We start from the raw sequence: 14,590 nt of genomic DNA, 5'->3' as shown, positions 1-14,590 counted from the left end.
TATACTATTACATATATTCATACTATACATAGTGTTTTACTATGAATTATTCCTCGGTTGGAGTTGAATATAAATGGGAAGAGAGTTCTTATCGATATTTGATGATTGGGCAAACACCTATGATTTAAGCGTAGCTGGTGTAGATCAGCAATATGCTGCAGTTTTTTCCAATTACGATAAAATTTTAGATGAAGTTGTTGAACATTCAGAAGGGAATGTTCTTGAATTTGGAGTTGGAACTGGTAATTTATCCAAAAAGCTAATAGAGGCAGGACATTCGTTTATTGGGGTGGAACCATCCTTGGCAATGCGAGAAATTGCAAAAGAAAAACTTGGAGATGTAGAAATTCTTGATGGGGATTTTCTAAGTTTTCCAGCCATTTCTGAAAGTATAAATACGATTGTCAGTACTTACGCCTTTCATCATCTAACAGACAAGGAAAAGGAAGTAGCAATTTCTAACTTTTCACAAATGCTACCGAAGGATGGGAGGATTGTATTTGGGGACACGATATTTCAATCTGATCAAGCGAAGGAACTGATGATTGAGCAAGCAAAACGACAAGGGTATCTGGACTTAGCAGATGACTTACAACGTGAGTATTACCCGACGATAACAGTTTTAAAAAATATATTCACCCTGTATAATTTTAATATAGCATTTCATCAAATGAATGATTTCGTTTGGTTACTCTTAGCAAAAAAGAATTAAAGGAGCGGGTATCATGACTAAAAAAATGAATGTAGAAAGCTTTAATTTAGATCATACAAAAGTAAAAGCACCCTATGTGCGATTAGTAGGAGTGACAGAAGGCACAAATGGGGATAAAGTGTATAAATACGATATTCGATTTAAACAACCTAACAAAGCACATATGGAAATGGATGGTTTACACTCCATTGAACACTTAATGGCAGAAAATATACGAAACCATATGGATAATGTTCTTGATATCGGTCCGATGGGCTGTCAAACTGGATTTTATTTAGCAATTATGAACCACGATAATTACGATGAGGTGTTAGACACCATTGAGAAAACATTGCAAGATGTCTTAAAAGCTGATGAAGTACCGGCATGTAATGAAGTACAATGTGGGTGGGCGGCGAATCACAGCTTAGAGGGCGCAAAAGAAATTGCTAAGGAGATGTTAGAACATCGAGATGAGTGGCATCAAGTTTTTTAAAGGCAGGAGAGATGAATGGCAGTTTATCGTTCAATTCAAGGCTTAATTGGCAATACGCCGTTACTTGAAATTACGCAGTTCTCACTACCAAGTGGGGTCCGTTTATTTGCAAAGTTAGAATTTTTTAATCCAGGTGGAAGTGTAAAGGATCGATTAGGACAGATATTAATTAAAGAGGCCATGAACAAAAGGCTTCTGAATCCAGGTGATACCATTATTGAACCTACTGCGGGTAATACAGGAATTGGATTAGCGATTGCTGCTATATCACATGGTTTTTCAGTAATATTATGTGTTCCAGAACACTTTAGCCAAGAAAAGCAGACGATTATGCAAGCGCTCGGTGCAACAGTTATTACTACTCCTAGGGAGCTAGGCATGAAAGGTGCTATTGCTAAATCACGAGCGTTGTTGAAGGAAATACCGAATAGTTTTTCACCACAGCAATTTTCTAATCCTGCTAACCCGATCACTTATTATCAAACTTTAGCACCGGAAATCTGGAATGATTTAGATGGTAATATGGATACATTTATCGCTGGAGCAGGTTCAGCGGGAACGTTTATTGGCTCTTCAAAATATTTTAAAGAGAAGAATCCAAATGTAAGAGCAGTAATTGTTGAACCAGAAGGATCGATAATTGCTGGGGGGAAGACTGGATCTCATCGAACGGAGGGAATTGGTATGGAATTCTTTCCAAATTATATGGATAAAACGTTAATTGACGAAATATATACCGTATCAGATGATCATGCCTTTGAATATGTAGCAAAATTAGCTAAAAAGGAGGGATTACTCGTGGGGAGTTCATCTGGATCTGTAATGTTTGCAGCAATTCAGGAGGCACAACGGGCGACACCAGGTTCTACCATCGTAACCGTATTTCCAGATGGAAGTGACCGTTATTTAAGTAAAGGAATTTATACTTCATCATAATGATGTATTTACCTCATACAGAAGCTTGGGGAATGATTGAATAGAGTAAAGGAGAATAGCGATGCGAAAAAAGACAAAAATGATTCATGGGGGGATCACTGGTGATGAACGAACTGGAGCGGTGTCCGTTCCAATTTATCAGGTGAGTACCTATCAGCAGGATGAGATTGGGAAGCATCGAGGTTACGAATATTCTCGCACAGGAAATCCCACTAGACATGCGTTAGAGACCGTAATTGCTGACTTAGAGAATGGTGTGTCTGGATTTGCTTTTGGCTCAGGAATGGCTGCAATAACCTCAGTAATGATGCTGTTTCAAGCGGAAGACCACATATTAATGACGGATGATGTGTATGGTGGTTCATATCGAGTGATGACAAATGTGTTGAATCGATTCCATTTAGAGCATACATTTATTGATACGAGCGATCCAGAGCTAGTAGAGGCTGCTATTCAGGATAATACAAAGGCATTGTATATTGAAACACCGACGAATCCATTATTAAAAGTGTCCGACCTTAAGAAAATGGCTGAAATAGCTTCTAAATACAATCTTTTATTAATTGTTGATAATACCTTTGCTACACCTTATTGGCAATTACCTTTAGATCTTGGTGCAGATATTGTAATTCATAGTGCTACGAAATATATAGGGGGACATAGTGATGTTGTCGCAGGCTTGGTCGTTGTAAATTCCGATGAATTAGCAAAGCGAACGCATTACATCCAAAATTCAGTTGGTGCTGTTTTAGGACCTCAGGATTCCTGGTTACTGTTACGAGGTATCAAAACAATGGCGCTACGTATGGAAGCGATTGAAGCAAATACAAATAAACTTGCTGCTTATTTGCAAGGCCACTCTCAAGTAGTAGCTATCTACTATCCGGGTTTGCCGAATCACCCAGGTCATGCAATTGCTAAAAAACAAGCGAGTGGTTTTGGTGGTATGATATCCTTTGATGTAGGAAGTAGGGAAAAGGCTGAGCAAGTGATTGAACGAATTAAGTTCTTTACATTAGCTGAAAGCCTTGGTGCGGTGGAAAGCTTAGTTTCTGTTCCAGCCCAAATGACACATGCCTCGATTCCTAGAGAGCGAAGACTTGAGTTGGGAATATCAGATGGTTTAATTCGTCTTTCTGTAGGAATTGAAGACGCTAATGACTTATTGGAAGATATAGAGCAAGCATTACAATAGAACATAGGGATGCCGTTCATTCTTGGACAGCGTCCTTTTTTGTAGTCTAGTAAATTATAAAATTAGCCGATGTGGATAAATATGGACGTGTTGAGCTTTTTATTCTTCTCGTTATTGAAAAACTTTCGCGTTTCATGGATGTTGCTTCTCTCCATGTGCTAAAATAAATATAAAGAAAATTACCAAATGGAGGAACAAATATGAGTGAACAGGCTTTGAATTATTTAAAAGATAACCGTGAAAGGCTACTTGCTAAACTAACCGATTTTCTTGCTATTCCAAGTGTGAGTACAGATAGTGCGCATAAAGATGACATCGAAAAAGCAGCGGACTTTATTGTTACATATCTAAAAGATATTGGTTTTGAAAATGCTGAGAAACAAGCAACGGCTGGACATCCACTTGTTTACGCTGAATATAATGGAGCTGGTCCAAATGCCCCAACTGTTCTTTTTTATGGTCACTATGATGTACAGCCTGCAGATCCCCTTGAATTGTGGGATAGTGATCCTTTTAAACCTGAAGTACGGAATGAAAGATTATATGCACGTGGTTCAAGCGACGATAAAGGACAAGTGTTTATGCATTTAGCAGTATTTGAAGCATATATGAAAACAGAAGGTAAACTACCTTTAAATGTAAAGGTTTGTATTGAAGGAGAAGAGGAAATTGGAAGTGAGAGTTTGTATGAAGTTCTTCATAAGAAGAAGGAACAGTTTAATGCAGATTTTGCCGTAATATCTGATTCAGGTATGGTAGCTAAAAACCAACCAACTATTCTATATGGATTAAAAGGGTTTACTGGGATTGAAATAACAGTTACCGGTCCTGATCATGATTTACACTCGGGAATGTATGGCGGAGCCATACGTAACCCAATTATGGCTTTGAGTCATATCCTCTCTTCTATGAAGGATAAAAAAGAAGTCGTTACCGTGAAAGGTTTTTATGATGATGTGGAGCCATTAACGTCAGAAGAGAGAGAGCTTATTGAGAAGGTTCCTGGTGAAGATTATACGAATGCAACAGGTGTTGATCAGACTATTTCTGAAAAAGGTTATACAGCAAAAGAACATACAATGGGAAGACCAACATTAGAAATAAATGGAATTTATGGTGGATATCAAGGAGAGGGTACGAAAACGATTATTCCTTCTACAGCGGTTGCGAAAATAACCTGCCGTTTAGTACCTGGACAAGATCCTGTTAGAATACAGAATCTACTTGAAGATCATATCAATAAAGTGGCCCCAACAGGAGTGACGGTAGAAGTAACAAAAGAAAAGCTCTCTGCAAAGGCGTACAAAGTTGAACCGAACCATCCGCTAATTAAAAAAGCAGCAACTGCCTATACAAAAGCATTCGGTAAGGAGACTATATATGTAAGAATGGGAGGCTCAATTCCAGTTGTAGAATGGCTGGAGGATATCTATAATTTTCCAATTGTATTGTTAGGATTTGGAACTCCAGATGATCGACTTCATTCACCGAATGAAAGTTTTCCAATAGATAGCTTCGATAAAGGAATGGAAACCCTTATGTATTACTGGAATGAAGTGGGATATTAAAAATAGTATAAGCGGAGTTTCGTATGAATTACTTACACTTCATGTGCTAGAAATGGTGGAAGGGAGGAGTATTCATGAAATATGCTATTGTGACGGGAACATCACGGGGATTAGGTGAGGATATTGCAAGACTACTTTTAGAGCATGGGGTTCATGTTATTGGTATTTCTCGTAGTCCATCTCAAGCTCTAGTAAACGTAGCACAAAAAAATCATAGCACTTATACGCAACTACACGGTGATCTTGGAAACATAAATGAACTGGAGCAGATGAATACGCAGCTAAAGGAGTATTTACTTCATCGGAGTATTACGGAGCTTTATTTGGTAAATAATGCAGCAGTTGTTCAGCCTGTTAATCAAGCGAACCAGATAGCTGCGAATAACTTATCCTACCACTTCCATGTAAATGCGATTGCACCAATGGCTTTAACCAATTCTCTTATAGATTATGCAAACAATAATGGAATTCCCATGATTGGGCTGACAGTGACATCAGGAGCTGCAGAAAGGCCAACATATGGATGGAGTGCTTATTGTAGTTCCAAGGCAAGCATAAACATGTATACACGAACTGTTGCTCTAGAGCAAGAACAACTAGGTAGTAAAAATAAAATAGTTGCTTTTAGTCCAGGTATAATGGATACAGAAATGCAAGAATCGATACGTTCGAGCTCGAAGGATGAATTTGCAGATATTGAAAGATTTGTAGCCTTCAAACAAAATAACCAGTTAAGAAGTACCAAGAACGTAGCAGCGATTCTGGTGGAATTAATCTTGGAAAAAAATCAGATAGAAAATGGAAAGATTTATAACATCGGTGATTTTCTTTAAAGTTAGACGCCCATATCGCCTAAATCCCCTTCCATATTTCACTTTTTCGCATAAAATGGATTATCTTGTGAAAGAGGAGGCGAATGAAATGAGTGAAGGCGGATCTGCATATGGCGGAGGATTTGCGCTATTAGTCGTATTGTTCATATTATTGATTATAATTGGAACTGCTTATACAGATGGTGGTGGCTATGGCGGCTACGGTGGTTACGGCTGCTGCTAAACATAAGTATCCGCCCGTTTAACGGGCGGATACTTATGTTATCCCGCATATAACTGGCAGTAAATGTCCAATTGGCTCCAGGGCCTTTTAGGTCATATCCTTGTGGTACTAACCATCAGTGGGGGATAAACAAAATCCACTTTGTAGATTGTTTACTTTACTACAATGAATTGGTTTGACGTAACTTTAAACGGAAAAGTATTCCAATTGTAATTATTGCAATGATTAGCCCTAATAATAAGCTAAACACTGTAAGAATGAAGCTTAGAATTGATGTGTTCCATAAAATTAACACAAGTGCGCCAAAAATACCAAATGTAATACATATAGCTGTTAAACCGATTAACCGAGATTTGAAAACCTCTTGTTCATCTGTCCAATTTAATTTTGGTTGTATAAAATCCAAATAAGTTCCTAACATGCTTGTAAACCAGTTAGCGACCAGCATTAATAATAACCAGATGAGACTGTAAGTTAAGGGTAACTGTAATAATCCTATACCTACAATTAAAAGTAGTGTAATGGTAATTAAGTTGATGATCCAAGCAGTTGAAATTTTATAAAGTAATATCTGTTTCATAGAAAGGGGAAAGTAAAATTGAACAAACCAATTTTTTCCATCCCTTGATACTGATGAAATCGCAGTCGCATTAGAACCAATTAGAACAACAGATGCCAGAAATAATACTAGAATGGACTGTTTTTCTGAAAAATTGTTCATGAGAGTAGCAAGACCTTGTGTTCCTGAGTCCATAATAAATATAATGAGAAGAAAGACTGGACCAAATAAGCTCTGAATAACGCATTGCATTAAAAAGGTAGGTGTACGAAATATGATTCGTAATTCTGTTTTAATATAGGATAGCCATACAGCTTGCTTCTTTACATTTTTTGCTGATTTTTTCTTGGGAAGTGTTAGCTTTCTTCCTACTCCACCAGATCCTAGCATCCCTTTTATATAAAAACGTTGACCGATCCATAAAAAGAGCATAAAGCAACCAACTGCAAGAACAACTGTCATGAGAAAGTAGATAAATCCCTCCCATGTACTAGCATCTGTTAAAGCTTTTGTTTGTAAAAAAGCAGGTGGATAGTAATTCGTTATCTTAATAAGTAGCCCGTCTTTTTCCTTTAACAAATAAGTTAAACGTTGAAGCATTGCCTGAGAATCTGTATTTAAACGGACAATCACATTGATAAAGATTATAAACGCCAATGTAAGTATCCCTGTAATAACTTTAGAGCGATCCTTGTTTTTAGAAATGTTTATAAATCGCATTGCTACCATTAAGATGATGGCTGCAAGCGTAAATGGAACCATTGGCACGAGTAAGAAAATAGGTACCCCTTGAAGGTAGTAATGTATAGGTGCTTCACTAACATTTCCATACGCATAAAACCAAGGAATGAACAGAAAGCCAGAAGTAATGTATAAATATATAAACGGATTAGCAGACTTTCCTAATATCAATTGGTATGGCTGAAATGGAAAAGGAATAAAGGACTTAATGTCTTCTGCAAAGAAAAATGCATTTAGAATAGTTACTAAGCTCATGATAAATAGGATCGTATGAAGACCTATGAATAAGAGACCTAAAATGACCGATTCCTGACCTACTGATTGTAGTGTCTGATATAATGCTGATACGGTAGCATTCGTAATGGTAATATATAAATATAAGAATGGGATAGAAAAAAGAATGATTGGAACCAACAGCCATATTTGTGAATGGTTTGCTCCTGCTTTTGAATATTGCATTTTTAAGATTATCTTTACTAGAAGCCATGTCTTATTCATCATTCGTTAACTCCAAGAACACAGCTTCTAACGACTGATCTGTTTGGTATTCTTCATGGAGTTGCTTCATGTCACCGTAGAAAAGGAGTTTTCCTTTATTAATAATAGCAACCATATCACATAATTGTTCCACTACTTCCAGACCATGACTTGAAAAAAACACAGTGTTACCTTTATCCGCATGCTGACGCATCATATCTTTTAATGTATATGCCGATTTTGGGTCGAGTCCTGTCAGTGGTTCATCCAATATCCAAATAGATGGATCATGCAGTAAGACACCTGTTACGATTATTTTTTGTCTCATTCCATGTGAATATGTTTGGATATAATCTTGAAGTGACGTATGAATTTGAAATTGTTTTGTCAATGTATCAATTCTCTCTTGACGAATAGTTTGTGGGACATTATAAATATCACCGATAAAATTCAAATATTCAATTCCTTTTAAGCGTAAAAACATATCTGGCTGATCTGGTACATAGCCAAAAGTTTTCTTCGCTTCGATGGAATTTTTATCAATTGGTATCCCATTTAAAGTGATACTTCCTTTGTCAATAGGTAAAATTCCAGTCATCATTTTAATTGTAGTTGACTTTCCAGCACCATTAGGTCCAAGGAAACCAACAATTTTTCCATCTGGAATAGTCAAACTTAAATCCTCAATTGCTCGACTATTTCCTGGAAAACCTTTTTGAACATTTGTTATTTCTATCATTGTTACCCTCATTTCTAATTGCTTTTATGAATAGAATAAACTATGGTACACTTTATGTTGGATATGTTCATTCATGAACGATAGGGTTATTTTAACATATAATTTATGGAGATTTTGTAAGAAGAGAGGAAGTATTTCATGATAACAAGAAAAAGTAAACGTGAAATTGAAAAAATGCAAGCAGCTGGAGACATTCTTGTTAAGTGTCATAAGGAAATTGCTAAATTAATCAAACCCGGAATTACAACAATGGAAATTAATAACTTCACGGAGTCATTTTTAAAAAAACATGGTGCGACTCCTGAACAAAAAGGGTTTAATGGTTATCCTTACGCGATATGTGCATCGATAAACGATGAAATTTGCCACGGATTCCCACGTGAAGAGAAATTAAAAGATGGTGACATAGTAACAATTGATATGGTAGTAAATTTAAATGGTGGTCTTGCTGATTCAGCGTGGACATATGCAGTTGGAAATGTCGACGAAAAAGGGCTTCGATTGATGGATGTTACAAAGAAATCCATGGATAAAGGTATTGAACAAGCACAAGCAGGTAACAGAATAGGTGATATCGGCCACGCTATTCAGCAATATGCAGAAGGCGAAGGTTTCTCCGTTGTTCGCGACTTTACTGGTCATGGTATTGGTCCAACCCTTCATGAAGACCCACATATTCCCCACTTTGGCTTACCAAATAAAGGATTAAGATTAAAAGAGGGTATGGTAATTACGATTGAACCAATGATTAATGAAGGTAGCTGGCATAGTCAAATGGACAGTAATAATTGGACAGCAAGAACGATTGATGAAGGTCGATCAGCACAATACGAACATACGATTGTTATTACGAAGGATGGTCCATTAGTGCTTACAGATCAAGACAAATAAGGTGCTATATTTTTATCCCGCAGTAAGACCCTCATTTCCAGCAATAAAGTGAAATCAATATGGATAAATGGGGATCAACTGCTAGTAAATGCCCGATTGAATTCAAGGCCTTTAAGGCACATCCTAGTTACCAACAATCAGTGGAGGATAAACAAAACACTCCTCGGATTGAAGTTTTATTTTATAGGATAGATACACCAATAATGTATGCGAAGATACTGTACCTATAGATAAATGAAGTGGTTAGTGATTTTCTATGGTGACCATATGAAAATCAGATCCATAGATGGACACGTTTGAAGTTCCTGACATATAAGAGTGAGCAGCAAACGCAAGTAGTAAAACAAATAAATTAGAAGGCTGTACTTAGGGTTCTAAGTACAGCCTTTCGTATAGATATGAAATTATTAACCTAAGGAATAGTTATGGTATTTACAAGTAACTGTTATGAAACCCTCTTTTTTTCGAATGATTTACCACTGAAAATCATCGTTATAATTGGACTTAATAAACAGAAGAAAGCAAATGGTAAATACATTAATACAGGAACTCCTAGAACGTCAGCGATAAATACGCCACAAACACTCCATGGAACTAGTGGGTTAATCACAGTTCCAGCATCTTCTAATGTTCGTGATAAAACCTTATTAGGCAAGTTAGCTTTATGATATATTCCTTTAAATGTCTCACCAGTTAGCATGATCGATAGATACTGCTCGCCAATTAGTACATTAACACCAATTGCAGTAGCAGCGGTTGAAATGATAATGGAACGAATTTTTATTAGCTTTTGTTGCAAGGCAGTAAGTAATGTCGGAATAATACCTGTAACAAATAGTAGACCCCCAAATCCAAGAGCTAGAATAACAAGGGATATCGTAAAAAGCATACTATTGACACCGCCTTTTGTAAGCAGGTCATTTACTGGTTGAAAGTTAGTAGATGCTGTATATCCATTAAACCAGATAGACCATATGTCATTCCATGATAAGCCGTTCATAAAACGAGCGAATACCGTTGCTACTAAACTGCTTATTGCAATCGAAATAAAGGCAGGTACTTTTAATAAGGTACAAATGATGAGAGCAATTAATGGTAACCAAGATGTCCATGCCATTAATCCAGTTGATTGTAATGCTTGTTGATATGCAGCACCATTTTGAAACGACACCGTCTCTTCAGGTGACAAAATAGCAAAAATAATAAAGGAAATAACAAAAGCAGGTATCGTTGTAAGGCTTATATGCTTAATATGATCAAACAGATCAACCCCTACTACTGTGGAAGCTAAATTGGTTGTATCGGAAAGTGGAGACATTTTATCTCCAAAAAACGCTCCTGAAACGATGGCTCCAGCAGTGATAGCCATCGATGCATCTAAAGCACTTCCCATCCCGATAAATGCAACACCTATCGTAGCTGTAGTTGTTAATGAACTTCCCATTGATACACCGATAATTGCTGTAATTGCAAAGACAATGGCGTAAAACCACGTACCTCCAATAAAAGAAAATCCAGTATTAATAAGTACAGGTATTGTACCACTAATCATCCAACTGCTAATTAAGATACCAATTAGGAAGAATAGAAAAACGGCACCCATTCCTGTTCTTGCTCCCTCTATAAGCCCATTTTGTAGTTCTAGAAAAGGTATTTTTTTAATTATTCCATATGCGACTAATAGGAAGATACCAAGTAATATAGGAATATGTGGTACTGTTCCCAATCGAATAATGAAATAACTGATATTACCTATAATGACAATGAAAAATATAATAGCCTCTGATAATAATGGATGATGCTTTGGTTGTATTGGAAACATCAACTATTCCTCCTTCTTGTTTGAAATAAAATAAAAGCGCAAGCGCCCCAATAGAAATATAGCGACTGAAGCACTCAACGGAGTTAAAGGAATCACATGTGCTTGCGAGTCGATGATGACTTAGATTAGGGAGATTCGTGAAGTTGCCTCGTTTCTGGGCGCTGGAGCCGGACGTGGCTCAACACGCCCAAATCTATCTACAGGCTCAAATTTTATAGTTTCCTAGACAATAAAAAAAGCTCCGTCCCCTGTACTAGGGACGAAGCTTGACTCCGCGTTACCACCCTGATTGCTGAAATAACAAGTTTCAGCCTCTCATTGTTATGGACTCTATTTCATGAATGTGTAATTCAATGCTTTTCCTGCCAGAGTTTTCACCAACCACTCTGTCTCTTTTTTCTGCTTAGAAGGCATTTACTGCGCATTCTGAGTCACCTATGAATTTTTAAAAAGATTAATATTGAATATAAAGGGGAAAGTTCGATTTGTCAATATAAAAAAACAACGATCTAATCTTTTTAATTTTAAAAATATAAGATATAATAACAGGAATTGTACTAGGGGGTAGAAAAATTGATGGCAAAAGCAGCAAGTAGAAATAATACATCATCTATACAAATGATACAAAAAGGATTAGCATGTGGCTTCCCTATTATGGTTGGTTACTTACCTATTGCGATTACTTATGGTGTGTTAGCTAAGCAATCAGGTATGTCGGTATCTGAGTTAACATTGATGAGTGTGATGGTATTTGCAGGTGCAAGTCAATTTATGGGAGCAAATATGATTGCAGTTGGGACAGGAACTATTGAAATCATTATAGCTACATTTGTTTTGAATTTTCGTCATTTTGTAATGAGTCTATCTTTTATGAACCGGTTAAGAGGCATTGACTTAAAATGGAAACTTCCTTTATCTATGGGATTAACGGATGAAACGTTTGCTGTCGCCTCATTACATACGAAGGAAGCAAAGATGGAAAAAGGAGCTTGGTTTTATACGGTTATCATATTGGCCGCCTATTTATCATGGGTTATTGGATCTTTCATAGGAGGTATGCTTGGAGAAATCATTCCTGATAAATTAAGTCAAAGTATGGGAATCGCTCTATACGCAATGTTTATCGGTTTACTTATTCCATCGGTTAAAAAGGAGCTAAAAGTTGGAGGTATTGCAATTATAGCTATGCTTATTCATGCATTATGTGTCCAAGTAGGTATGAGCACAGGCTGGGCAATTGTATTAGGAACGATCTTAGGAGGTATGAGTGGAATAGTACTGCTGAGGGGGGAAGAGACATGATTTTACTTATCATTATCGGTATGTCACTAGTGACGATGCTACCAAGAATGATTCCAGCATTTATTGTAGACAAATTACAATTTCGAGATTGGGTGAACAGGTGGTTAAATGCAATCCCTTATGCTGCATTAGGTGCACTCATTTTCCCCGGGATTATGACCGTTCGGCCAGACCAGCCTCATATTGGATTACTGGGAGGTCTAGTTGCTATAGTATTGGCTTTTTTAGGTGTCAACATCATTCTTGTAGTTATGGCAGCAATAGCTACAGTCTATGTCTTAACCTAACCTATGGTTGATTTGGTATAACTTGCAGAGAGTTTTGGTTTGTTAAGCTAATTTGAATGTAGGTACACAAAGGCTTAACCTTTGTTATAATGGTTTTTAGCCTTTGTTCCTATTCCTTAGTAAGGGGTAGAAATTTCTCTTTATTTCATAGATAACTTATTCGAAATGTATGTCTATTTATTTCTTATAAGGCTCTATATGAATATGAGCATGGGTAATATTGTGTTTTTTATAAAGATGGTTTTCCAATCGCTCTGTGATAGCGTGACTTTCTTCTACGTTCAATGTTGGATCTACAAGAATGGTAATATCGATGAAAGCTTGATTTCCATGGATACGTCCCTTTACCTCAATAAGCTCCTTGACCTCAGAGTCTTTCTCGATGCTTGTTCGAATCTTCTTAATCTGCTTCTCATCAAATCCATCTGTTAATGTATGGGTGGAATCCTTAAAAATATCCCATGCTGTTTTACAAATGATTAATCCAACAATTAATCCGGCTAATGGATCTAACCAAAATAACCCAAACTGTGCACCAATGATACCAATAAACGCTCCAATACTTACAAGTGCATCAGAACGGTTATCCTGTGCGGCAGCATAGAGGGAGCTACTTTCAATTTTTCTTGAGAGCCGTACATTATACAGATAGACAAGCAACATAATGCAAGCAGCGCCTAATGCTGTCCATGCAGTAATCATATCTGGTTGGGAGTAATTGCCCATCCATACTTTTTTACACGTATCAAAAATGACTTGCAAACCTACAAACATCATAATGAATGCAGCAAATAAAGAAGCAACCGTCTCTGCACGAAAGTGACCGTAGTGATGATCCTCATCAGGTGGCTTACGAGAGATTTTTAAACCAACTAGCACTGCAATAGAGGCTATCACATCTGTAGAATTATTTAACCCATCTGCACGTAATGCATCTGAATTACCCTTATAAGCAATAATTAATTTAGCGATTGCTAAAATAATATAGGCAAAGATGCTAATCCAGGCACCTTTCTCCGCTTTTTTTAAATTATCCGAATGACTCATGCTTATAGCCTCCGATACATCTATTTAAAGACCGCTGTTTTTACTTTAAATAGTCTATCAAAGTTGTATGTGGTGAGTCTAGAGAAACATTGAAGCGTCTATCAATAGTTATTGAATGGAGTTAAGTAAGTTTCATGAGGTAAAAATAGGAAATAAATATTTTAATTTTTCTTTACATTACCTATTGCAATTATTCAAAAAATTTAGGATAATAGTAAAAAGGAACAAGGGGGAAGTGTTCCATGAAAAAGCAGAAAACAGTTTATCAGTTTTACCGTTATAGTGGGGAAAAGATTCAAGCTAAGCGGGAAATACCATTTGAGCTTCGTTTTTCATCCCGTCTGCTTTTAGATGAGTTATGCTTTAATTATAATAAAGCATTGTTGGAAGACAATATTAATAATTCGATTGATGAGGGAAACAGAGATCAATTTTTGAAGCTAAGTGAAGATTATAGACACTTTATTTGGGAATAACCATCTCACAAAATATACGTTGCCTTGCCGTATGGTAAGGCATTTTTTTGTAGTCAAGGAAATTAAAAATTAACCCATGTGGATAAATATGGGCGTGTTGAGCTACGTCCAGCTCCGGCCACCGTGATTCCTTTATCCACCAGTCGCTACGTTTCTAATCGGGCGCTTGCGCTTTTGTTCTAAGTTAAGAAAGTATAAAATCAGTGCAATGACTGCGTTAAGCCAAGTAGTTATTTTGAAATGTTAGATGTATATTGGCAATGCTCCGACTAATTACTTCGCTTTCCGCGGGCACGGCCTCAACTAA

The 14,590-nt window shown here is 36.8% G+C and carries 15 protein-coding genes; 11 read left to right on the top strand and 4 right to left on the bottom strand.

The features are described 5' to 3' along the window. The first annotated feature begins 73 nt into the window (after positions 1-73). From RVS70_RS13505 to RVS70_RS13475, 7 genes are all read left to right on the top strand, one after another. The gene (locus tag RVS70_RS13505; RefSeq protein WP_121604839.1) at positions 74-712 is read left to right on the top strand and encodes a class I SAM-dependent DNA methyltransferase; all 639 of its coding nucleotides are present in this window, start codon (positions 74-76) and stop codon (positions 710-712) included. A 13-nt stretch (positions 713-725) separates the two neighbouring features. Then, the gene (locus RVS70_RS13500; RefSeq protein WP_121604840.1) at positions 726-1,187 is read left to right on the top strand and encodes an S-ribosylhomocysteine lyase; all 462 of its coding nucleotides are present in this window, start codon (positions 726-728) and stop codon (positions 1,185-1,187) included. Between the two features lie 15 nt (positions 1,188-1,202). Next, positions 1,203-2,123, top strand: a complete 921-nt coding sequence (locus RVS70_RS13495; RefSeq protein WP_121604841.1) for a PLP-dependent cysteine synthase family protein — start codon at positions 1,203-1,205, stop codon at positions 2,121-2,123. A 61-nt stretch (positions 2,124-2,184) separates the two neighbouring features. Next, on the top strand, positions 2,185-3,318 hold the full coding sequence (locus RVS70_RS13490) for a bifunctional cystathionine gamma-lyase/homocysteine desulfhydrase (protein WP_026679654.1): 1,134 nt from the start codon (positions 2,185-2,187) through the stop codon (positions 3,316-3,318). Positions 3,319-3,518: 200 nt separating this feature from the next. Continuing rightward, positions 3,519-4,886, top strand: a complete 1,368-nt coding sequence (locus RVS70_RS13485; protein WP_026680551.1) for a dipeptidase — start codon at positions 3,519-3,521, stop codon at positions 4,884-4,886. Between the two features lie 74 nt (positions 4,887-4,960). Next, entirely contained in the window at positions 4,961-5,719 is a 759-nt protein-coding gene (locus tag RVS70_RS13480; protein WP_121604842.1) for a (S)-benzoin forming benzil reductase, read from the top strand. Between the two features lie 88 nt (positions 5,720-5,807). Further along, positions 5,808-5,942 carry a YjcZ family sporulation protein gene (locus RVS70_RS13475; RefSeq protein WP_080668644.1) on the top strand — a complete coding sequence of 45 codons (135 nt, stop codon included), beginning with the start codon at positions 5,808-5,810 and terminating at the stop codon, positions 5,940-5,942. Between the two features lie 160 nt (positions 5,943-6,102). Here RVS70_RS13475 and RVS70_RS13470 read toward each other — a convergent pair whose 3' ends face one another. Together RVS70_RS13470 and RVS70_RS13465 are read right to left on the bottom strand one after the other, a co-directional pair. Further along, a complete protein-coding gene (locus tag RVS70_RS13470) occupies positions 6,103-7,740 on the bottom strand; it encodes a putative ABC transporter permease subunit (RefSeq protein WP_162986390.1) in 1,638 nt (545 codons plus the stop codon). Beyond that, positions 7,733-8,458 (bottom strand): ABC transporter ATP-binding protein, encoded by a 726-nt coding sequence (locus tag RVS70_RS13465; RefSeq protein ID WP_026680554.1) that lies wholly within the window; start codon positions 8,456-8,458, stop codon positions 7,733-7,735. Before RVS70_RS13465 ends, RVS70_RS13470 begins: the two co-directional genes overlap by 8 nt. A gap of 138 nt (positions 8,459-8,596) precedes the next feature. Between RVS70_RS13465 and map the strand changes: the two genes are divergently transcribed. Next, complete coding sequence (gene map / locus RVS70_RS13460; RefSeq protein ID WP_121604844.1) at positions 8,597-9,349, top strand: type I methionyl aminopeptidase; 753 nt, start codon at positions 8,597-8,599, stop codon at positions 9,347-9,349. Positions 9,350-9,794: 445 nt separating this feature from the next. On the opposite strand, the gene nhaC is transcribed toward map, so the two are convergent. Beyond that, entirely contained in the window at positions 9,795-11,171 is a 1,377-nt protein-coding gene (gene nhaC / locus RVS70_RS13455) for a Na+/H+ antiporter NhaC (protein WP_121604845.1), read from the bottom strand. Between the two features lie 576 nt (positions 11,172-11,747). Between nhaC and RVS70_RS13450 the strand changes: the two genes are divergently transcribed. Then, entirely contained in the window at positions 11,748-12,473 is a 726-nt protein-coding gene (locus tag RVS70_RS13450; RefSeq protein ID WP_205389753.1) for an AzlC family ABC transporter permease, read from the top strand. Then, on the top strand, positions 12,470-12,760 hold the full coding sequence (locus RVS70_RS13445) for an AzlD domain-containing protein (protein ID WP_026680559.1): 291 nt from the start codon (positions 12,470-12,472) through the stop codon (positions 12,758-12,760). The genes RVS70_RS13450 and RVS70_RS13445 overlap by 4 nt, the downstream gene beginning before the upstream one ends. 177 nt (positions 12,761-12,937) lie before the next feature. Here RVS70_RS13445 and RVS70_RS13440 read toward each other — a convergent pair whose 3' ends face one another. Continuing rightward, positions 12,938-13,807 (bottom strand): cation diffusion facilitator family transporter, encoded by an 870-nt coding sequence (locus RVS70_RS13440; protein WP_026680560.1) that lies wholly within the window; start codon positions 13,805-13,807, stop codon positions 12,938-12,940. A 242-nt stretch (positions 13,808-14,049) separates the two neighbouring features. Here RVS70_RS13440 and RVS70_RS13435 point away from each other — a divergent pair, with 242 nt between their 5' ends. Further along, a complete protein-coding gene (locus RVS70_RS13435; RefSeq protein WP_026680561.1) occupies positions 14,050-14,283 on the top strand; it encodes an IDEAL domain-containing protein in 234 nt (77 codons plus the stop codon). Positions 14,284-14,590: the final 307 nt, after the last annotated feature.

Origin of the sequence: Virgibacillus sp. M23 (assembly GCF_034190895.1) — a bacterium.
Taxonomy (GTDB): Bacteria; Bacillota; Bacilli; order Bacillales; family Amphibacillaceae; genus Virgibacillus; species Virgibacillus salarius.
The sequence above is the reverse complement of the archived record's forward strand: the minus strand, read 5'-3'. Positions and strand labels throughout refer to the sequence as shown.